Origin of the sequence: Streptomyces sp. NBC_01314 (genome assembly GCF_041435215.1) — a bacterium.
Lineage (GTDB): Bacteria > Actinomycetota > Actinomycetes > Streptomycetales > Streptomycetaceae > Streptomyces.
In genome coordinates, this window is sequence record NZ_CP108394.1 from 6,279,062 (window position 1) to 6,298,951 (window position 19,890).

General features: G+C 68.7%; 17 protein-coding genes and 1 pseudogene. 13 read left to right on the plus strand and 5 right to left on the minus strand.

Annotated features, from left to right (window positions below; translation table 11 throughout):
* Positions 1 to 8: 8 nt before the first annotated feature.
* Entirely contained in the window at positions 9 to 1,157 is a 1,149-nt protein-coding gene (locus OG622_RS27625; protein ID WP_371579318.1) for a lipid-transfer protein, read from the minus strand.
* A gap of 127 nt (positions 1,158 to 1,284) precedes the next feature.
* On the opposite strand from OG622_RS27625, the gene OG622_RS27630 reads away from it, so the two are divergent.
* From OG622_RS27630 to OG622_RS27640, 3 genes are all read left to right on the plus strand, one after another.
* Positions 1,285 to 2,946, plus strand: a complete 1,662-nt coding sequence (locus OG622_RS27630; protein ID WP_371579319.1) for a fatty acid--CoA ligase family protein — start codon at positions 1,285 to 1,287, stop codon at positions 2,944 to 2,946.
* Between the two features lie 82 nt (positions 2,947 to 3,028).
* Entirely contained in the window at positions 3,029 to 3,247 is a 219-nt protein-coding gene (locus OG622_RS27635) for a hypothetical protein (protein WP_371579320.1), read from the plus strand.
* Positions 3,244 to 3,615 (plus strand): fic family toxin-antitoxin system, toxin component, encoded by a 372-nt coding sequence (locus OG622_RS27640; protein WP_371579321.1) that lies wholly within the window; start codon positions 3,244 to 3,246, stop codon positions 3,613 to 3,615. Before OG622_RS27635 ends, OG622_RS27640 begins: the two co-directional genes overlap by 4 nt.
* 152 nt (positions 3,616 to 3,767) lie before the next feature.
* Here the strand turns inward: OG622_RS27640 and OG622_RS27645 are convergent, their stop codons facing one another.
* A complete protein-coding gene (locus OG622_RS27645) occupies positions 3,768 to 3,998 on the minus strand; it encodes a hypothetical protein (RefSeq protein ID WP_371579322.1) in 231 nt (76 codons plus the stop codon).
* 217 nt (positions 3,999 to 4,215) lie between these two features.
* Positions 4,216 to 7,251, minus strand: a complete 3,036-nt coding sequence (locus OG622_RS27650; RefSeq protein ID WP_371579323.1) for a BTAD domain-containing putative transcriptional regulator — start codon at positions 7,249 to 7,251, stop codon at positions 4,216 to 4,218.
* A 287-nt stretch (positions 7,252 to 7,538) separates the two neighbouring features.
* Here OG622_RS27650 and OG622_RS27655 point away from each other — a divergent pair, with 287 nt between their 5' ends.
* The 8 genes from OG622_RS27655 to OG622_RS27690 all read left to right on the plus strand — a co-directional run bounded on the left by OG622_RS27655 (position 7,539) and on the right by OG622_RS27690 (position 16,434).
* Positions 7,539 to 8,801, plus strand: coding sequence for an amidohydrolase family protein (locus OG622_RS27655; RefSeq protein WP_371579324.1), 1,263 nt, complete (start codon positions 7,539 to 7,541; stop codon positions 8,799 to 8,801).
* 57 nt (positions 8,802 to 8,858) lie between these two features.
* On the plus strand, positions 8,859 to 9,332 hold the full coding sequence (locus tag OG622_RS27660) for a hypothetical protein (RefSeq protein ID WP_371579325.1): 474 nt from the start codon (positions 8,859 to 8,861) through the stop codon (positions 9,330 to 9,332).
* Between the two features lie 82 nt (positions 9,333 to 9,414).
* Positions 9,415 to 10,119 (plus strand): hypothetical protein, encoded by a 705-nt coding sequence (locus OG622_RS27665; protein WP_371579326.1) that lies wholly within the window; start codon positions 9,415 to 9,417, stop codon positions 10,117 to 10,119.
* 269 nt (positions 10,120 to 10,388) lie between these two features.
* On the plus strand, positions 10,389 to 10,826 hold the full coding sequence (locus OG622_RS27670; protein WP_266309316.1) for a VOC family protein: 438 nt from the start codon (positions 10,389 to 10,391) through the stop codon (positions 10,824 to 10,826).
* Between the two features lie 274 nt (positions 10,827 to 11,100).
* Positions 11,101 to 11,772, plus strand: coding sequence for an IS3 family transposase (locus OG622_RS27675; protein WP_371579327.1), 672 nt, complete (start codon positions 11,101 to 11,103; stop codon positions 11,770 to 11,772).
* 1,231 nt (positions 11,773 to 13,003) lie between these two features.
* Complete coding sequence (locus OG622_RS27680) at positions 13,004 to 14,767, plus strand: reverse transcriptase domain-containing protein (protein WP_371574201.1); 1,764 nt, start codon at positions 13,004 to 13,006, stop codon at positions 14,765 to 14,767.
* A 101-nt stretch (positions 14,768 to 14,868) separates the two neighbouring features.
* Positions 14,869 to 16,173: a group II intron reverse transcriptase/maturase gene (ltrA, locus tag OG622_RS27685; protein ID WP_371574200.1), complete on the plus strand. Its 1,305-nt coding sequence runs from the start codon at positions 14,869 to 14,871 to the stop codon at positions 16,171 to 16,173.
* 105 nt (positions 16,174 to 16,278) lie between these two features.
* Positions 16,279 to 16,434, plus strand: coding sequence for an IS3 family transposase (locus OG622_RS27690; protein WP_371579328.1), 156 nt, complete (start codon positions 16,279 to 16,281; stop codon positions 16,432 to 16,434).
* Positions 16,435 to 16,506: 72 nt separating this feature from the next.
* Here the strand turns inward: OG622_RS27690 and OG622_RS27695 are convergent.
* A pseudogene (locus OG622_RS27695) lies at positions 16,507 to 16,641 on the minus strand (IS5/IS1182 family transposase); the annotation flags it as partial.
* Between the two features lie 248 nt (positions 16,642 to 16,889).
* Positions 16,890 to 17,666, minus strand: coding sequence for a sulfite exporter TauE/SafE family protein (locus tag OG622_RS27700; RefSeq protein WP_371579329.1), 777 nt, complete (start codon positions 17,664 to 17,666; stop codon positions 16,890 to 16,892).
* A gap of 94 nt (positions 17,667 to 17,760) precedes the next feature.
* Between OG622_RS27700 and OG622_RS27705 the strand changes: the two genes are divergently transcribed.
* Positions 17,761 to 18,732, plus strand: coding sequence for a LysR family transcriptional regulator (locus OG622_RS27705; protein WP_371579330.1), 972 nt, complete (start codon positions 17,761 to 17,763; stop codon positions 18,730 to 18,732).
* A 196-nt stretch (positions 18,733 to 18,928) separates the two neighbouring features.
* The gene (locus OG622_RS27710; protein ID WP_371584239.1) at positions 18,929 to 19,831 is read left to right on the plus strand and encodes an LLM class F420-dependent oxidoreductase; all 903 of its coding nucleotides are present in this window, start codon (positions 18,929 to 18,931) and stop codon (positions 19,829 to 19,831) included.
* Positions 19,832 to 19,890: the final 59 nt, after the last annotated feature.

Below are 19,890 nucleotides of genomic sequence, written 5' to 3' on the forward strand. Positions count from 1 at the left end.
TCAACTCCTCAGTTCCGAAGCAGCAGGGCGGACGTCGGTACGCCCTCGCCCGCCGTCACCAGGCAGGTCGCCGCTCCCGGCACCTGGGCGGTGCTCGTGCCGCGCAGCTGCCGTACGCCCTCGGTGATCAGGTTGAAGCCGTGCACGTACGCCTCGCTGAGGCCGCCCCCGGAGGTGTTGAGGGGCAGCCGGCCACCGCTCTCCAGGGCGCCGCCCTCGGTGAACGCGCCGCCCTCGCCCCGGCCGCAGAAGCCGTAGCCCTCCAGGGAGAGCGGGATGAGGGCGGTGAAGGCGTCGTAGATCTGGGCGACGTCGATGTCGTCCGGGGTGATGTCCGCGTGTTTCCAGAGGTGGCGGGCGGCGGTCCAGGCGGGGCCGGTCAGCGGGTCGTCGTTCCAGTAGTTGACCATGCCGTGGTGCTGGGCGGGCAGGCCCTGGGCGGCGGAGTGGACGTAGACGGGGGCCCGGCGGCAGTCGCGGGCGCGCTCGGCGGAGACGAGGACGCACGCCAACGCCCCGTCCGTCTCCAGGCAGTTGTCGAAGAGGCAGAGAGGTTCGCTGATCCAGCGGGAGTTCATGTACATATCGCGGGTCAGCGGGCGCTCGTACATGATCGCGGCGGGGTTCTGGTTCGCTCTGTTCCGGCAGGCCAGGGCGACGTTGAAGAGGTGGTCGCGGGTCGTGCCGTACTCGTGCATGTGGCGGCGGGCGAGCATGGCTATCTCGTCGGCGGGCCGGAGCAGGCCGAAGGGGCGGGTCCACTGGGCGGGTGTGGGGAGTTGGGCGGTCGTGTTCTTCCACGGGCGGGGTCCGGAACCGCGCTTCCGTGACCGCCAGGCGACGCCGACCGTGGCCTGCCCGGTCGCGATCGCGGCGGCCAGGTGCGCGACCGTGGCGCAGGAACCGCCGCCGCCGTAGCCGACCTTGCTGAAGAAGGTGAGGTCCCCGAAGCCGAGCGTCTTGGCGACCTCGACCTCGTCCGTCTCCTCCATCGTGTACGAGGCGAGCGCGTCGACCTCGTCCGGGGCCACGCCGGCGTCGTCGAGGGCGGCGAGGATCGCCCGGCACGCCAACGCCCGTTCCGTCTCCGGTAGTTGCTTGGCGAAGGGGGTCTGGCCGATACCGACGATCGCTGTCGCGTCCTTGAGCACGGCCATGGGGCACACCTCCGCACAGGGGCATGGGCCAGGGGGTGGTTCAGCCCCGGCCGGCTGCTGACAGTCCGTCAGGGTACAGCTAATCTGACGGGTAGTCAGCTATTGGTTCTCGGTACGGAGGCCTGCTGTGCGCGGTGACTTGGATGGGCGCGGTGACGTGGAGTGGGGGACCCTCCCGGGGCTGGTCCGCTCGGCGGCCCGGCGGTTCGGCGGGGTCGAGGCCGTCGTCGACGGGCGTACGCGGGTCTCGTACGCGGAGCTGGGCGCGCGGGTGGAGCGCGCGGCGGCGGCGTGCGTCGCGAACGGGGTCGGGGTCGGTGACCGGGTCGCGCTCTGGGCGCCGAACTCCCTCGACTGGATCGTCTCCGCGCTCGGCGCGGTCTCGGCGGGCGCGGTGCTCGTCCCGCTGAACACCCGCTTCAAGGGCGGCGAGACGGCGGACGTCCTGGCGCGCAGCCGGGCGAAGCTGCTGTTCATCACCGGCACGTTCCTGGGGACGTCGTACGTGGCCTCGCTGCGGCGGGCCGCGGGCGCGGACGGCGGGCGGCTGCGGGCGCCGGGGGCCGGGAGCGTGTGCGAGCGGCCGGGCCCGCTGCCCGGACTCCCGCATCTGGAGCAGGTGGTGGTGCTGTCGGACGACGCCCCCGCCGACTTCCGCACCTGGAAGGACTTCCTCGCGAGCGGCGACAGGGTGGGGGCGGGGGAGGTGCGGGCGAGGTCGGCCGGGCTGACGGGTGACTCCCCCTCCGACATCATCTTCACCTCCGGCACCACCGGCCGGCCCAAGGGCGCGGTGATCACCCACGCGCAGACCCTGCGGGCGTACGAGGTGTGGAGCGAGCTGGCCGGGCTCCGCCAGGGCGACCGCTACCTCATCGTGAACCCCTTCTTCCACACCTTCGGCTACAAGGCGGGCGTCATCGCGTGCCTCATGCGGGGCGCGACGATGATTCCGCAGCCGGTGTTCAACGTGGAGACGGCGATGGCCAACGTGGCGGCGGAACGCGTCTCCGTCCTCCCCGGCCCGCCCACCCTCCACCAGTCCCTCCTGGACCACCCCGCCCGCGACGACTACGACCTGAGCGCCCTGCGCCTGGTGGTGACGGGCGCGGCGGTGGTGCCGCTCCAACTGGTCGAACGGCTGCGGGCGGAGCTGCGCGTGGACACCGTCCTGACGGCGTACGGCCTGTCAGAGGCCTCCGGCATCGTCACGATGTGCCGACGCGGCGACGAGCCGTCGGTGATCGCGTCGACGTCCGGTCGGGCTGTCCCGGGGACGGAGGTACGGGTCGTCGACCCGCTGGGGACCGCCCTGCCGCCCGGCTCCCCCGGGGAGGTGCTCGTCCGTGGCTTCAACGTCATGCGGGGCTACTTCGAGGACCCCGCCGAGACCGCCCGCGCCGTCACGGCCGACGGCTGGCTCCGCACCGGTGACGTCGGCGTCCTCGACCACGACGGCAACCTCCGCATCACCGACCGGATCAAGGACATGTTCATCGTCGGCGGCTTCAACGCGTACCCGGCCGAGATCGAGCAACTCCTCGGCCTCCACCCGGACGTGGCCGACGTGGCGGTCATCGGTGTCCCGGACACCCGCCTCGGCGAGGTCGGCAAGGCGTACGTCGTCCGCCGCCCGGGATCCCCGCTCACCGGCGACGACCTCATCGCCTGGTCCCGGCGCGAGATGGCCAACTACAAGGTGCCGAGGTCGGTGGAGTTCGTGGGGGAGCTGCCGAGGAACGCGAGCGGGAAGGTGGTGAAGGGGGAGCTGCGGGGGAGGGCAGGCTGACGGGGCTCCTTCCTGAGCGGGTCCGAGGCACGCCTGGTATCACCGGATAGCCCTGCCTGGTATCTGGTGATACCGTCCAGGCATGGCCAAGACCCAGATCAACATCCGTATGGAGGACGACACCGCCGAGATGGCACGCCAGGCGGCGGCCACGCGGCGGATACCGGTCAACGAGTATGTCGAGCAACTCATCCGGAACGACAACGAGCAGGTGCGTGCCGTCTTCATGGCTGCCGCGCAGGAGGTGCTCGACGAGTACGGCGATCTCCTCGACGAGATCGAGGGGGAGTCCGGTAGGTGAACGTCGACATCGACCTCGCGTGGATCCTGGAGGTCGCGCAGCGGGCGGGCCAGGACGACCCCGCCATCGACGACTACGGAGTGGCGATCGCCACCGTGGAACGGCATCGGGCGGTGCTCGTCGGTCAGGACGTGTACCAGGGTGCGTACGCCAAGGCGGCGGCCCTTGCCCACTCCCTCGGCCGCATGAGGTGGCTGGAGCGCTCGAACCTCCGAGTGGCGGTCGCGGTCGCCCACGCGTATCTGATCGCCTCCGGAGCCCCGGCCAAGCTGGATCAGCGGCGGGTCTCCGCGCTGGCGACCGAGCTGAAGAAGGAGAGCTGTACCGCCGGAAGCGTGGCCGAGGTTCTCCGGTCGTGGGCGGTCTAGGGTCTGTCGTCGCGTTCCCGCCTGCCCTGCGGGCGACGACGGGAATGTGACGACAGACCCTGGGGCCGGCCCCCGGACACACTTCGGCCGCGGTGGCTCCCCCTCCGCGCCACCGCGGCCGATCCCCGTGGGAACGGAAGTCCGGCGTGTGCCTACTTGCCGCCGCCGCCGAGGGCGGGCGGTGCGGGCATGTTGGTGTCCATCGTCCTGATGGCGTCCGCGGCCGGCTCGCTGGGCATGTTGGTGTCCAGCGGCTTGGGGCCCGGCTTCTTCGGCGGTGCGGGCATGTTGGTGTCGAGCGTGGTGATCTCCGGGTTCTCCGGCGGAGTGGGCATGTTGGTGTCGAGCGGGGTGACGTCCCCGTCCTTCTGCGTGTTGCTCATGTCCCGTGTCCCTACTGCTGTGATGACGAGTCAGGAACGCCCGCCCGGAAGCTCCCCCGAGGGCCGCCGGACGGGCGATGCGGAGCTGCACCGTAACTGGTTGCGCTCCTGTTCAGACCGCCTGCCCCCCGACGCGACGGTCTGGCACGTATGAGAGTGCCGGGCGGCGATAAACGAATGCTGAACGCCGGCTGCCGTCCGGCGGGACGTACGTCGCTCAGGCCGCTGTGAGAGGCGTGAGCAGGGCGCGTACCTCGTCGGCCTCGGGGGCGCCGTTCTCCTCGTGGAGGTTGAGCGCCTCACGCCAGCAGGCCCTGGCCCGGTCCGCCTGGCCCAGCCTGGAGAGCGCCCGCCCCAGGAGAGTCAGGACGTTGCCCCGCATCCGGTCGCCGCCGATGCATCCGAGGGCGAGGGCCTGTTCGGCGTACTGGGCCGCCTGGGCGGGACGACGGGCGACACTGTGGGCCTCGGCGATCCTGAAGTAGGTGGTTCCCGCCCAGAGCCGCTGTCGGTGCTCCATGAAGATGGTCAGCGCTTCGGAGAACTGACCGAGGGCCTCCGCGTGCCGCCCGGCCGCGGTCAGTGCCACTCCCAGGGCGTAGTAGCCGTTGGCCAGCCGCATCGTGCTGCCCACCTCGATGTGGACGGCGAGGCCGTGCTGGGCGAACTCGACGGCCTTGGCGGTGTTGCCCATCCCCATGTGGGCCCGCGAGAGGTTGCCCAGGGCGGTGGCTTCGCAGAGCCCGTTGCCGGCCTCCCTGAACCCCTCCAGAGCCTGGTCGAAGAAGACCTTTCCGTCCGCGTACCGGTGCTGGTGAAGAGCGATGACGCCACGGTCCTGGGACGCCCAGCTATTGGCGGTCGAGTCCTCGGCGTCGGCCGCGCACTCCATGGCGAGCCGCGCCTCCTCCGCGGCCTGGTGGATGCGGCCCGAAACCAGCAGCACGTTGGTGAGGGTCGCGCGGGCCCGCCCCTCGGCGCGCACGTCACGGACCTGCTGCGTGGCTTCGCACACCGCCCGTGCGGTCGTCTCGTACTGGTGGGAGTTGGCACCCGACTCGGCCAGGTCCCGGGCCGCCCACAGCAGATCCACCGCCCGCCGCAGCCGGTCCGTGCCCGCCGCCTGCCGTACGCAGGCCAGCAGGGGCGAGGCCTCGCTGTACAGCCAGTCCAGAGCCGCGGATCCGTCGCTGAAGCGCAGCCCCGGATGCTCGGTGGCCTCCAGATCGTCCACCAGCCGGTCCCCGGGCCGCTCGATCGCGTACACCTCCGACGCGGTCGCCAGATAGAAGTCCAGCAGCCGTGACATCGCCGCGTCCCTCCCCCACAGCCCGAAAGGCGTGGGAGGTGCCCCCATGCCCGGCGGCTGCTCGTCCCGTTCGGCGCATGCACGCGCGTAGAGCCGTACCAGGTCGTGGAAGCGGTAGCGGCCGGGAGCCGCGGATTCCAGCAGGGACGTGTCGACGAGGATCTCCAGGACGTCCTCGGCGTCCTCCGGCGGCAGGTCGAGTACGGCAGCCGCGGCGGCCAGGGAGATGTCCGGGCCGTCCGCCAGGCCCAGGAGGCGGAAGGCGCGGGACTGGGCGGGCTCCAACTGGCCGTAGCCCAGCTCGAAGGTGGCTTTCACCGCGAGGTCGCCGGCCTGCAGCTCGTCCAACCGCCGCCGCTCGTCCGCGAGTTTGGCGGCAAGGACGGACACCGTCCACGTTCTGCGCGCGGCCAGGCGGGAGGCGGCGATGCGGATGGCGAGGGGCAGGAAACCGCAGGCCGCGACGACGTCGAGCGCGGCCTTGCGTTCCGCCGCGACGCGCTCCTCGCCGACGATCTTCGTGAAGAGCGTCAGGGCCTCGTCGGGGGACATCACGTCGAGGTCGACGAGGTGGGCGCCGGCCAGGTCCACCATGCGCACCCGGGCGGTGACCAGGGCCGCGCAGCCCGCCGTGCCGGGCAGCAGGGGCCGTACCTGGGCGGCGTCCCGCGCGTTGTCGAGCAGGACCAGCACCCGGCGGCCGTCCAGCACCGACCGGTACAGCGCGGCCCGCTCCTCCAGGGAGTCGGGGATCGCGGAGTCGGCCGTGCCGAGCGCCCGCAGGAACGAGCCGAGGACCGTCTCCGGCTCGGCGGGGCGGGACCCGGCGCCCTGGAGGTCGACGTACAGCTGGCCGTCCGGGAAGTCCGACCGGGCCTGATGGGCCACATGCACCGCGAGAGTCGTCTTGCCGACGCCGCCGATGCCCGCCAGCGCGGACACGGCCATCACCTGGCCCTCGGCGCCGGACGCCTCCGCCAGCACCTTGCTCAGGTCGCCCACGAAGGAGGCGCGGCCGGTGAAGTCGGGGACGGTGGCGGGAAGTTGGGCGGGCCGGACGGGGGCAGCGGCGAGCTCCGGGGTGAGGGGGGCGGAGGGTTCTGCGAGGCCCGGGTCCGCTTGCAGGATGCGCTGCTGCAACTCCCGCAGACCCGGGCGGGGGTCCACGCCCAGTTCGTCGGCGAGGAGGCGGCGCGTGTCGGCGTACACCGCGAGGGCCTCCGCCTGCCGCCCGCTGCGGTACAGCGCCAGCATCTGCAGCTCGCGCAGACGCTCCCGCAGAGGGTGCGCGGCGGTGAGGGCGGTCAGTTCGGAGATCGCCTCCGCGTGGCAGCCCTGCTCCAGGTCCATGTCGAGTCGAGTTTCGACCAGTTGGAGACGCCACTCCTCCAAGCGGGTCCGCTGGGTCTCCGCGTACGGTCCCGGAACGCTCGCCAGGACCTCCCCGTCCCACAGGCCCAGCGCCTTGTTGAGGAGATGGCGTGCCTGGCACAGATCCCCGGAGTTCTTGGCCTTCTCGGCGTCGGTGGCCAGTTCCTGGGCCACGGCGAGGTCCAGCGCGCCGCCGGGCAGCGCGCGGACCGCGTAGCCGCCGGACTCGCTGACCAGCACACCGGGGAGTACCTTGCGCAGCCGCGAGGCGTACGTCCGTACGGCGGCCAGCGCCTGCGACGGCGGATCGTCGCCCCACAGCGCGTCGATCAGCTCGTGTGCGGTGGCCGTGCGGCCCTCGCGGAGCAACAGGGCGGCGAGCAGGGCGCGTTGTTGGGGCGAGCCGGTGGCGAGGGGTTCGGCGCCGCGCCAGGCCCGCACGGGTCCGAGCACGGCGAAGCGCAACTCGGCCGCGGCCCGGGGGTCCGATTGCGGAATCCGGGCGTCCACGGCACCCCTCTGCTCCGGCACGCGCGGCACACCGATCTCCGGCACTCCCGGTTCACCACCCATCGACGCCCCCCAAGCTGCCTGGCAACCAGGCCAGTTTGCCTTGTTCATGGCGGATCCGTCAGCCGTGGGGGAGGGCGATCACAGGGAGCGACGCGGGATGTCACCCGGTCCGCACATGCTCTCCTCGCGCGTTCACACCCCGATGTCCTTCCGTCACCTGGCGTGTCCAGGCGTCTCCTGGCGGGCCGGACGGGGTCGGTGTCGCTCGGCGCGGCTTACGGGGCGTCGGGCGGAGAGCGGACACCAGGTTACTGACGGGTCGTCAGATCGGCGCTACCGTGGCGGACATGGACACCTTGGAGACGAGCGCCACGGATCCCACCGCCGACACCACCACCTTCCCGAAGATCATCTCCGTCGACGACCACACGGTGGAGCCCCCGAACGTCTGGCAGGACAGGCTCCCGAAGAAGTACCTGGACACGGCCCCCCGCATAGTCCGCGCGCCGCTGAAGGAGATGACGTTCCTCGGCGGCCGCTTCAAGCCCGTGATGGGCGCACCCGGCGACGACGGCCCGATCGGCGACTGGTGGGTCTACGAGGACCTGCACCGCCCGCTGACCCGCCTGGACACCGCCGTCGGCTACTCCAGGGACGAGATCAAGCTGGAGATCATCACGTACGAGCAGATGCGCCCCGGCTCGTACGACGTCCCGCAGCGCCTCGCGGACATGGACGTCAACCACGTCCAGTCGGCCCTCTGCTTCCCGACCTTCCCGCGCTTCTGCGGCCAGACGTTCACCGAGGCCGCGGACCGCGAACTGGGGCTGCTCGGCGTCCGGGCGTACAACGACTGGATGGTGGAGGAGTGGTGCGGCCCCGAGGCGCGGGGCCGGCTCATCCCGCTCACCCTCATCCCCCTCTGGGACGCCGAACTGGCGGCGGCGGAGGTGCGTCGCAACGCGGCCCGGGGGGTCCGCGCCGTGGCCTTCTCCGAGATCCCCCCGCACCTCGGTCTGCCCTCCGTCCACACCGACGACTGGGACCCCTTCCTCGCCGCCTGCGACGAGACGGGCACGGTCGTGGCGATGCACATCGGTTCGTCGAGCCGTATGCCGTCGACCTCCGCCGACGCGCCGCCCGCCGTCGGCTCCACGATCACTTTCGCCAACTGCTGCTTCTCGATGGTCGACTGGCTGATGAGCGGCAAGTTCGAGCGTTTCCCCAATCTCAGGGTCATGTACGCCGAGGGCCAGATCGGCTGGATCCCGTACATCCTGGAGCGCGCGGACGTCGTCTGGGAGGAGAACCGGGGCTGGGGCGGCGTCGCCGACAAGGTCCACCGCCCGCCGTCGGAGTTGTTCGCCGAGCATGTGTACGGCTGCTTCTTCGACGACGCGTTCGGCCTGAAGAACATCGACGCGATAGGCGTGGGGAACGTGTTGTACGAGACCGACTACCCCCATTCCGACTCGACTTGGCCCGAGTCGCGGCAGGTCGGCGAGGCCCAGATGGGGCACCTGGACCCGGACGTCGTCGACCGCATCGTGCGGCGGAACGCGATCGAGCTGCTGGGGCTGACGGAGGAGGGGCTCTGGGCGGGGCCCTGAGGGTTGTGGGCGTGATGGATCGGGCGGGATGGATCGGGTGCGAGGGATCGGGTGCGGGTGCGGGTGCGGTGGGGCTTCTCGCGCAGTTCCCCGCGCCCCTTAAAGAGCACCCGCGCATGCGGCTGGGCCGAGAACTTCGTCGCGTTCGACTCTGCATCCGCTGAAGAACTGTGGTGCGCCGTGGAGAGACGTGCTCCTGCCGCGTTGGCCGCCGTGCATGCCGGCACTCCGTTCGCCGACCCGCTTCACGTCGCGACGCTGCGCGACCTGGTCGTGCTCCATTTCGTCCGGTCCCATCACTACCGCGAGGTGCACACCGGCGCCTTCGAGCAGAGCCGTGCAGGTCTGGTCGGCGAGCTGATCAACAAGTTTCCGGAGCAGCTGCGCCGCGAAGCGCTGCGTGAGACGGGTCTGCATCTGTCCGGTCCGGGTTCCCTGGGCGCCTTCGCCGAGCGTCTCATAGAACAGTCCTCGGTCGTCCGTGCCCACGAGAGCGGCAAGCTCTTTCGCACCAGCATCGAAGACAGTTGATCTGGTCCAGCTCCACGGTTTCGAATAACCGTGTCCCGCCCCTGTAGTGCGAGCGTGGAACGGCCGTGGAGATGATGACTTGATGCAGCACATCCTCAACACACCGGGAGGGCTCACGGACAGGGGCCGGCGCTTCCTCGCCGCACGGGCCCGCACCGTTCCTTTCCCCGTGCAGGACAACCCGGACGACACCGAGGTCATCGCGCGGCTCGCGCCGTTTCCCGAGGTGGACACCACGATGACGCTCGCCGGGCTCCGGCGGGCCCAGGAGCGCTATGGCGGGCTCGTCTATCCCACCTCGGCCTGGTCGTTCCAGGAGGAGGTTCGTTTCGAGCCGTGGCCGTACTACCAGGAAAGCGTGGACCACGGGCCGCTGGGGGAGTTCATCGACCACGAGGTGGCGCACCCCTACTCCGTGACGCTGCGGAGCGACGGCGCGGTGGTGTACCGCTTCGCCGCAGATGTGGCCGTGTTCGCGGACGCCGACGCCCTGATCGAGGCGGACGCGCTGTACTGGGAGTGCGAGAGCTGGATCCCCGTGGTGGAGCCGAACGTAGGGCAGTCCGCTGCAGGGGTCAGGGAAGCGGCTTCACGGCTATCTCTGATCCGGGAAGGTTCCGGGAACACGGAGTGGTGGTGGGAGTCCGACGGGTTTCGAGTACACCTGTGGCGGACGTTCGCGGAACTGTTTCAGCAGGAGAGGCAGGTCAAGTGGGGGCTGTGGGCCAGGGACGAGGCAGGTCTGCGGGCAGCCCATCGGTTCCTCGCAGGAAACGACCTTCGGTGACTTCTGCCGGTCCCCCATGGCAGTTCGTCTCAGGCGATCTTGCAGACCAGATCGTCTGAGACGACGAGCGCATCGGACCCGATCAACTGAGACAAGGACCAGATCGGCAGAGACGGGACATTGAGCGTTGTCGCTGAAGGGTGACGATCAGTAGGTTCGTGTCACCGATTCCTAATGCCGTTCGTCAAGCCGCGGCGCACGCTTGAGGTAGCGGGCAGGAGGTGTCAGAGGTGCGCGGTACAGTCCGTTCATCCGACTGGGGAGGGCTCATGGCGACCAAGTGGAGCTTGACGATCGACTGCGCGTACCCGGCGAAACTGGCCGCGTTCTGGGCGCTGGCGTTGGGCTACGAGGAGAAGCCCGCGCCCGCAGGGTTCGGGAGCTGGGAGGAGTGGTTCTCGCATCATGAGGTTCCGGAGGACGAGTGGGATGACGGGGCGTACCTCTCAGATCCGGACGGCGTGGGCCCTACCTTGTCCTTCCTGAAGGTGCCGGAGCCGAAGGTGGCGAAGAACCGGCTGCATATCGACGTGCAAGTTGGTGGCGGCCGTGAAACCCCGTGGGAGGTGCGCTGGCCGCGCGTGGTCGAGGCGGTGGAGCGGTTGACCGCTGCGGGCGCGACCGTGGTCCGCGAGGACGAGTTGCAGGGCAGGCCGGATCACGTGGTGATGGCAGACCCGGAAGGTAACGAGTTTTGCCTGGTCTGACGGGGTCGGTCAGGCCAACTGGCCGTGCGCAGCGTGTCGCGTCCCTTCCTATGCGGCAGCCCTTGCCGGCGGAGCTGGCTCGTAGCGCCGTCCGTCGCGCAGAAGGGCCCAGAGGACGTTGACGCGGCGGCGAGCGCGATGACCGGCTCACCACCGATGAACGCGCCGAACTCGCCGCGCTGCGCAAGGAGAATGCCCAGCTCAAGCGGGCGAACGAGGTTCTGCGGACGGCCTCGGCGTTTTTCGCGGCGCAGCTCGACCCGACCCGGCCCAGGTGACGGCGCTCGTTGACGAGCATCCCAGCCTGGGGGTCGAGTGCGTACTCCGGGAACTTTCCATCGCCTCCTCGACGTACTACCGCTGGCGTCGTGCCGAGCGCGAGCCGTGCGAGCGCGTCCGCCAGGACGCGGAGCTGACCGAGCGGATCCGGCAGATCCACGCAGATTCGGGCGGGATCTACGGCTCGCCGCGCGTCCACGCGTCCTTGAAGCGCGAAGGCGTGCACGTGGGCCGCAAACGGGTCGAGCGCTTGATGCGCGAGGCCGACATCGCGGGCGTCAGCCCGCGCCGGGGCAGCTTCACGCGCCGCGATCCCAAGGCCACGCTCGCCCCGGACCTGGTCGAACGCGACTTCACGGCGCCCGCGCCGAACCGGCTGTGGGTCACCGACCTCACGATGATCGCAACCAGCGAGGGACTCCTTGAACCTGAGCAGTACACGTCTGTGAAGCTGACAACTCGCTTGGTGCGGGCGGGAGTTCACGCGTCCATGGGGTCGGTCGGGGACTCGTACGACAACGCTCTCGCGGAGAATTTGTGGATGCTGATCAAGACGGAGTGCATCCGCGGCCGCGTCTTCGCCACCCGGGCCGAGGTGAACCTCGCGCTCTTCGAGTACATCGACGGCTTCGTGCGCCACGAGGCGCTGCATGACGTGCGGGGATGAAAGGACCCTGCCTCCGCTCAGTCGCAGCTGGGCGGAGTAGCTGAGGACAGTCCGACCCGGGAGACGCCGGTGAGGATGGAGAGCAGTCCTGACAACGACGGGACGGCCTGGCACTGCCAGACAGGTCGGGTCCGGCAAGCGATACGGAGAGGTGTACGCGAGGAACCGATGGTGTAAAGCCCCGTAAGCGATGTGCCGGCTCAAATCTGGTGGATATGGGCCGGGGTGCAGCGCGTGGCCGTTCTGGTTCGCCAGGAGCGGTCAACTCAGAAGCCGACCGGATCCGTCGGTGGTGAGGCCAGTGGGAAAGCCTGCGGCATACCGCTGGCGATGCTGCCGGGGCAAAGTCGGACGCCTCCTTCGTGAAACGTCGTGCAGTGAACGTGGGAACCATCCGTGGTCGCCCGAACTCCGCGAAGCCATCGCGGAGATGGGCAGGCCCGTCGTCGGCTGATGGCCACGGGTGGGGCGGAGGCCCCGTAGTAGTCCGAGCGCGGGAAAGCCGCGCACATGGCGAAGGGGGCCAGCAATTCAGCAGCGGAAGAACTGGAATGTCAGGAGGATGTCGTTGGTGAATACCGACGAGTTGGAGCACGCCTTATTTCAGGCGGAGCGCCGGGTACTGAAGATCCAGACCAAGCTGCACTGTTGGGCGACCGATGATTCTCACCGTCGGTTCGATGATCTGTTCAACCTTGCTGCGCCACGAAAGCGCTCTGTTATATCCCCGGTTAAGCCGGGAGGAACTCGGAGGGATGTTCCTGGGTCCGATGGCTAACCTGAATCCGAAAGGTGCAGGGAACAATAGCATGCCAGAAAAGTAACGCTCGCGTTCAGGCATATGAAGCGAGGCGTTGCGGGACCCGTGCGATACGGATAAAGCTTGATTGCCTAGACCTCAATCTCCAGAAGGTGCAAGAACACGCCCGCCGGAAATAGTGCCTGATACCGGCGCCACACCCTGTATCGGCATCACGAGGTGGCTGATACATCCTCCGGGATGTGGAGCGATGCCCAACGAGGGCATTCAAGGAGATGAATGAGGATCCTAAGTCGCACTATCACGTATGACAGAGACGAACGTGGGATCACCTAAGGGGCGCGAGCCCTACGGTGACAGAGGCCCCGTAGTAGTCGTAGGAGTAACGCCCTACCGAGGGGGACGGGAAGGCCGTCCGCAGGGCCAAGGGGGCCAGGTGATCGGGTATTCGAAGACTGGGAGGTATGCGTAATGCAGAGCGCCGAAACAGTACTGAGTATCCTCCGTGATCGCGGTAGGCGTGGCCTGCCGTGCAATGAAATGTTCCGACAACTGTTCAATCCGCAGATGTATCTGATGGCCTACGGGCGCCTGTACTCCAACCATGGAGCCATGACGCCTGGGGTCGATGGAGAAACCGCAGACGGCATGTCGCTGGCAAAGATTGAACGCATCATCGACGCCCTGCGTCACGAGCGGTTTCGGTTTAAGCCAGCAAAACGGATCTACATCCCGAAGAAGAATGGGAAGCAGAGGCCGCTCGGCTTGCCTTCGTGGTCGGATAAGCTCGTCGGTGAAGTGGTCCGCCTCTTGCTGGAGGCGTACTATGAGCCGCGGTTTTCTGACCGTTCACACGGTTTCCGTCCCGGCAAGGGCTGTCACACTGCACTCAGCGAAGTGGCGGACCTTTGGACTGGCACGGCATGGTTCATTGAGGGTGATATATCAGACTGCTTTGGAAGCCTTGACCGCGAGGTCATGCTCTCGATGCTGGCTGAGAAAATCCACGACAACCGGCTCCTCCGGCTGATCGAACAGATGCTACAAGCCGGATATCTGGAGGATTGGGTATGGAACGAAACGCTCAGTGGAGCCCCACAGGGCGGTGTCGTTTCGCCGATCCTTTCCAATATTTACTTGGACCGGCTGGACAAGTTCATCGAAACAGTTCTGATACCGCAGTACACCAGAGGAGCTAGCAGGGCCAACAACCCTGCCTACGCAAGGGTACGAATGGCGGCGGTGCGCGCTCGAAAACGCGGCAATGTAACCGCAGCACGCGAGTTGCGTAAACAGCTACGGGGAACGTCCAGCAAGGATCCTCAGGATCCGGGCTACAGGCGACTCCGCTACTGCCGGTACGCCGACGACACCCTCCTCGGATTCGCCGGACCGAAGGTCGAAGCTGAGGAAATCAAGCAGCGTCTGGCACAGTTCCTTCGAGACGAACTCAAGTTGGAACTGAACCCGGACAAGACGCTGGTTACGCAAGCCCGTACCCGGGCAGCGTCTTTCCTTGGCTACGAGATCACTGTCCAGCACAGCGCGACCCGCCCGTCTGTTAACGGCAGCGTCGCTCTGCGCGTCCCACGACAAGTGATCAAATCCAAGTGTGTCCCCTACCTGAAGCACGGAAAACCCGAGCGCCGCACCGAGCTGTTCAACCGTGACGACCTCACGATCATCAGCACATACGGAGCGGAATATAGGGGTCTCGTCCAGTACTACCTGCTGGCCGGTGACGTCTGGAGACTGAGCCGGCTGAAATGGGTCGCACAGACCTCCATGCTCAAGACGCTTGCCGCCAAGCACCGTTCGACGGTGTCGGCGATGGCCCGCAAGTACAGGGCCAAGATCTCGACACCAGATGGACCACGGACATGCTACGAGGCCAGCATTCAACGAGCAGGCAGGAAACCACTGGTCGGAAGGTTCGGCGAAATCCCGCTGAAACGGCAGAAGAAGGCGGTACTACAAGACCGCCCGGTAGTCCGACCCGTTGCCCGCAAAGAGCTGATTACACGGCTCCGCCTGGGCAAGTGTGAACTGTGTGAGCAGATAGACCAAGTGGAAGTCCACCAGGTCCGAAAGCTCGCCGATCTCACCGAGTCCGGACGACCACAGCCCCCGTGGGCACAACACATGGCAAAGAAGCGGAGAAAAACCCTCGTGGTCTGCACCCGCTGTCATGAGGCCATCCATACGGGGCAACCCACCGCGCAATTCACGGAGTAGTCGCTGGAGAGCTACGTGCACCGAAAGGTGCCCGCGTGGTTCGGACCGGGGGCCGCTGGAGCAGGACCGTGGTAACACGGCACCTCGCCAGCGGCCTACCGGTGTTCGCCGATCCCGCTTTCCTGTTGGTCGCGTGGGACCGGGTGCGGGGGAACAAGGGAGCCAAGACGGCCGGGATCGACGGGCGCACTGCTTCGTCGATCGCATTGTCGGTTGGGGTCGATGAATTTGTCGACCGGGTGCGGGTCTCGCTCAGGGACCGCACTTTCCAGCCGATGCCGGTGCGGGAGCGGATGATCCCCAAGACGGGCGGCAAGTGGCGTCGTCTGGGGATCGCGACGATCACCGACCGGGTCGTGCAGGCATCTCTGAAACTGGTGTTGGAGCCGATTTTCGAGGCGGATTTCCTCCCGTGTTCTTACGGGTTTCGCCCGAACCGTCGGGCTCACGACGCGATAGCCGAGATCCGCCACCTCACCTCCCACTCCTACGAGTGGATCGTGGAGGGCGATATCAAAGCCTGCTTCGACGAGATCTCGCACCCCGCTCTGTTGGACCGGGTGCGTCTTCGGATCGAAGACAAACGCGTCCTTGCCCTGGTCAAGGCGTTCCTCAAGGCGGGCATCCTCGGAGAGGATCGCGTGCTGAGGGAGAACAACGCCGGTACCCCCCAGGGTTCGATCCTTTCACCGTTGCTCAGCAATGTGGCCCTCTCAGTCCTCGACGAGTTCATCGCCGACGGTCCGGGCGGTCCCTCGCTGACCAACGGCCGCAGGGCCAAGCGCCGGGCCCAAGGTCTGCCGAACTACCGTATTTCAAGGTACGCGGACGACTGGTGCCTGATGGTCTCGGGCACTCGGGCACACGCCGAGACTCTGCGCGATGAGATCGCCGCAGTTCTGAGCACGATGGGGTTGCGGCTTTCCGAGGAGAAGACCCTGATCACTCATATCGACGACGGCCTCGACTTCCTCGGCTGGCACATCCAGCGCCACCGCAAGCGAGGTACGGACAAGCACTACGTCTACAACTACCCGGCCAAGAAGTCTCTGACCTCGATCACCGGAAAGATCCGGACGTTGTGCCGACAGTCAACGCACCTGGAGTTCGATCACCTGTTGTACCAGCTCAACTCGGTGCTGCGGGGCTGGACCACGTACTTCCGAGCGGGGGTTTCCTCCGTCACGTTCTACTACCTGCACGCCTTCCTCTGGAAACGCGTCTGGTATTGGCTGCGGAGAAAGCACCCCCGCGCGACTTGGAAGGAATTGCGCCGCCGCTACTGCGGGGGCGGATGGTGGCCCAGCGGCCAGAAGGCAGTCCTCTTCGATCCGGAGAAAGTCACCACGCAGTGGTACCGCTTCCGAGGAACGAAGATCCCAAGCCCATGGCCGATCACCGGATGAGAAGAAGAACACGTCCCATCAGGACCTGTGGAGCGCCGGATGCGTTGAAAGGCGCACGTCCGGTGCGGGAAGCGGTTCGGGGAAACCTCTGGTGGAAACATCAGCATGGCGCCCCGGACCGACTTTCACTATAACTCCCGGCGCATCCAGAAACGCCTCGGCTACCTCAGCCCGGTCGAGTTCGAGGAGAAGCACTACGCCGACCAGGCAACGGCCGAACGAACGAACCTGAAACCCCGTCAACCCGCCCTGACCAGCTGATCAGCACCTCCCGCACACCGGGGGAACCTCAGGGGCGGGGAGGGTGCGTCTTCAGGTCGGCGTACGGTTCGATACACCCTGGAGCGTCTTGCGGTCATCGATCCGCTTGCGCCCCGGGTACCGGAACCGCCGCTCATGCTTCGGCAACAGCGGCTCGATCACCGCCCACAACTCGTCACTGACCTCCCACGGCTTCCGCCGCGCCATGGCCACACCCCACAAAAGACGGGATCACGTACATCTCCGCCGTGCCACAACACGATCTTTCTGCAAGGACCCCTAAGGGCCCACGGCCCGTTCGGGCCGAAGAAGCAAGGGACGCAGCCCCTGGCTTTTCAGGGGCGCGGGGAACTGCGCGACCAGCCCCCACCGGACGCGCGCCTTGGGGGTCGAAGGGCCACAGCCCCTGGGGATGGGAACGGGTAGGGGCGGCGGGGCGCAAATCGCCGGTCATGTCAGCCGGTGCTGATTCCCGCGCGCAGGAAGTACAGGACCGTCATCGTCACCGCCGTGCCCAGGACGACGGCCCGCAGTGCGCGGGCCGGGAGGCGGAGGGCGAGGCGGGCTCCGGCGAAGCCGCCGACGACGGCGCCCGTGAGCATGGCGGCGAGGAGAAGCGGAGCGCTGAGCGCGTCCGAGGCGACGAGGAAGAGCGCGGCGGCGCTGAGGTAGACGGCGGTGACCTGAGCGATCCGCATCGGGTTACCGGCGGCTGGATCCAGGCCGAGGCCCATGCTCCACAGGGCCAGCATCAGGATGCCTACGGCTCCGCCGAAGTATCCGCCGTACACGGCGAGCAGGAACTGTCCGGTGAGGACGGCCCGGGGGCCGAGGCCGGCCGCCCGGTCCGACGCGGCGCCGAACAGCCGCAGGGCAGGGCGGCCGAAGGCGAGGACGACCGTGGCGAAGGCCAGCAGCCAGGGCACGGCGGCGTCGAAGGAGGCGGACGGCAGGACCAGCAGGAGGACGGCGCCGAGGCCGCCGCCGAGCACGCTGGTCGTGGTCAGCGCCCGTGTGGAGGCCGCTCCTACCTGGGTGATCTCATGCCGGGAGACCCAGGCGCCGGCCACCGAGCCGGGCAGGAGGGCGATGGTCGAGGCCGCGTTCGCCGTCACCGGGGACAGGCCGACCGCGACCAGGGCGGGCAGCGCCACGAACGTGCCACCACCGCCGACGGCGTTCAGCGTCCCGGCGGCGAGACCGGCCAGCAGCACGAGGAGGATCTCCGACATCCGGTGAGCATCGTGCCGGGGACGAGGTCCCCGCAATGGGCCCACCATGCGCGATCCACGAATCGAGCCTAAGGCCCTGCCATAGGCTGACCCGGTGCGCTACGACCTCGACGACCTGCGGCTCTTCCTCGACATCGTGACGGAGGGCTCGATCACGGCCGGGGCCCGCCGGATGCACCTGAGCCTCCCCTCCGCCAGCGCGCGGGTGCGATCCCTGGAACACCACGCCGGGGTGGCCCTGCTGATCCGGGGCCGGCGCGGCGTGCGGCCCACCCCGGCGGGGACCACGCTGGCCCGCCACGCCCGAGAGGTCCTCGACCGCACGGCACGCCTCGAAAGCGCCGTCGCCAGCTACGCCCGCCCCCGGACCGAGCCCCTGACCCTGCTGGGCGGCGGCTCCGCCCTGCACCGGCTGGTGCCGCGCGCCCTGGTCTCGTTCCTGCGGGCCCACCCGGACATCGACGTCACCGTCTCCGAGAGCCGCACCCCGCGCACCCTGCGGCTGCTCGCGGCCGGCGAGGCGGACCTCGGGGTCGTCGTCGACGACGAGGCTCGCGACCGGGGCCTCGACACGGAACCGCTCGGCGACGACTCCCTCGTCGTGGTCGGTCAGGCAGGCGGCATCCTCGCCGGACGCACCGCGCTGACGTACAGCGAGGTGGCCGAGCATCCTCTCGTCGGCCTCGACGCCGACTCCTCGCTCCGCCGTTGGATCGAGCAGCACCTCGGCCCGCACGCCCCCGCCGCCCGTCACCGCACCACCGTCGCCGACCTGGGCACCCTCGTCGCCCTGGCCTCCGCCGGAGTGGGCCTCGCCGTCGTGCCCCGCCGCGCCCTGGACCCGGACCGTCAGCCGCTGGACGTGTGCGAGCTGAGCGAGCCCTGGGCCCGCCGCCACCACCTGCTGGCCTGGGGCGCCAAGGCCCGCACCTCACCCGCGTCGACGGCGGCCGAGGCGCTGGCCGAACACCTGCGACAGGCGGCCGGCTCCCTCTCCCTTCCCCTCTCCCCGACGGAATCGCTCACACCCGGCCTCCACAACACCGTTGCTCCACCCCTTGTCTGACGGATCGTCAGCTACGACGATGGACGCGGCCGAGTCGCCGGCTGTGCCGAGCGCGGCTCATGTCGCCCGGCCACGCACATGGCGGACACCGAGGACCCGGTAGCCGGGGAGTGGGGGAGCGACCGTGCGAACACCGCAGGAAAGCGAGCCGGGCGGACTGGCCGGGGCAGGCGGACCGAGCGGACCGGCCTACGGGATGCAGCTCCCCGTCCAGTCGCAGAGCACTCTCTATGCCGAGCCCTGGGAGGCGGACGCCGGTCCCGAGGATCTGGCCGAGATCGCGCGGGCCGCCGACCGGGCGGGGTTCGCGTACGTCGCCACCTGCGACCACGTGGCCATCCCGCGCCGCCTCGCGCCCGCGATGAGCACGGTCTGGTACGACCCGGTCGCCACGCTCGCCTACCTGGCGGGGGTGACGGAGCGCGTCCGGCTGCTCAGCCACGTCGCGGTAGTCGGACTCCGCCACCCACTCCTCACCGCCAAGCAGTACGCCACCCTCGACCACCTCTCCGGCGGCCGGCTGATCCTCGGCGTCGGCGCCGGTCACGTACGGGAGGAGTTCGAGGCGCTCGGCGTCGACTTCGACCGCCGGGGAGCCGTCCTGGACGAGTGCGTGGACGCCCTGCGAGCGGCCCTCGGCCCGGACGAATTCCCTTCCCACCACGGCAAGTTGTACGACTTCGAGGGCCTGGGTCAGCGCCCCCGCCCGGCCCAGGACCGTATCCCGGTGTGGGTGGGCGGCTCGTCCCCCGCCGCCGTACGCCGGGCCGCCGTCCGCGGCGACGGCTGGCTGCCGCAGGGCGACCCCCGCGACCGGCTACCGGCCCAGATCACCCGACTCCGACGCCTCCGGGAGGAGGCCGGCGTAACCACCCCCCTCACCATCGGCGCGATCACCGAGCCGCTGTACGTAGGGGACCCGACCTGGAACGTCGGCCGCCGCACCCTCACCGGCCCCCCGGAAGCCCTCGCGGAGTCGCTGCGGGCGTACGGGGCGATGGGGGTGGACCAGATCCAGGTGCGGTTCCGTAGCCGTGGCCGGGGTGAACTCACGGACCAGATGGCGCAGTTCGGGGCCGAGGTGGGACCGTTGTTGTAGAAGCCGCCCGCCCTGCCTCGGAGGCTGTGGAAGGGCAGGCGGCTGATGGTGCGGGGCCG

Coding starts and splice junctions, on each gene's coding strand:
- OG622_RS27700 (WP_371579329.1), bottom strand. CDS start 17,666: ATGTCGGAGATCCTCCTCGTGCTGCTGGCCGGTCTCGCCGCCGGGACG.
- OG622_RS27680 (WP_371574201.1), top strand. CDS start 13,004: ATGCAGAGCGCCGAAACAGTACTGAGTATCCTCCGTGATCGCGGTAGG.
- OG622_RS27635 (WP_371579320.1), top strand. CDS start 3,029: ATGGCCAAGACCCAGATCAACATCCGTATGGAGGACGACACCGCCGAG.
- OG622_RS27665 (WP_371579326.1), top strand. CDS start 9,415: ATGCAGCACATCCTCAACACACCGGGAGGGCTCACGGACAGGGGCCGG.
- OG622_RS27670 (WP_266309316.1), top strand. CDS start 10,389: ATGGCGACCAAGTGGAGCTTGACGATCGACTGCGCGTACCCGGCGAAA.
- OG622_RS27710 (WP_371584239.1), top strand. CDS start 18,929: ATGCAGCTCCCCGTCCAGTCGCAGAGCACTCTCTATGCCGAGCCCTGG.
- OG622_RS27690 (WP_371579328.1), top strand. CDS start 16,279: ATGGCGCCCCGGACCGACTTTCACTATAACTCCCGGCGCATCCAGAAA.
- OG622_RS27645 (WP_371579322.1), bottom strand. CDS start 3,998: ATGAGCAACACGCAGAAGGACGGGGACGTCACCCCGCTCGACACCAAC.
- OG622_RS27655 (WP_371579324.1), top strand. CDS start 7,539: ATGGACACCTTGGAGACGAGCGCCACGGATCCCACCGCCGACACCACC.
- OG622_RS27650 (WP_371579323.1), bottom strand. CDS start 7,251: ATGGGTGGTGAACCGGGAGTGCCGGAGATCGGTGTGCCGCGCGTGCCG.
- OG622_RS27625 (WP_371579318.1), bottom strand. CDS start 1,157: ATGGCCGTGCTCAAGGACGCGACAGCGATCGTCGGTATCGGCCAGACC.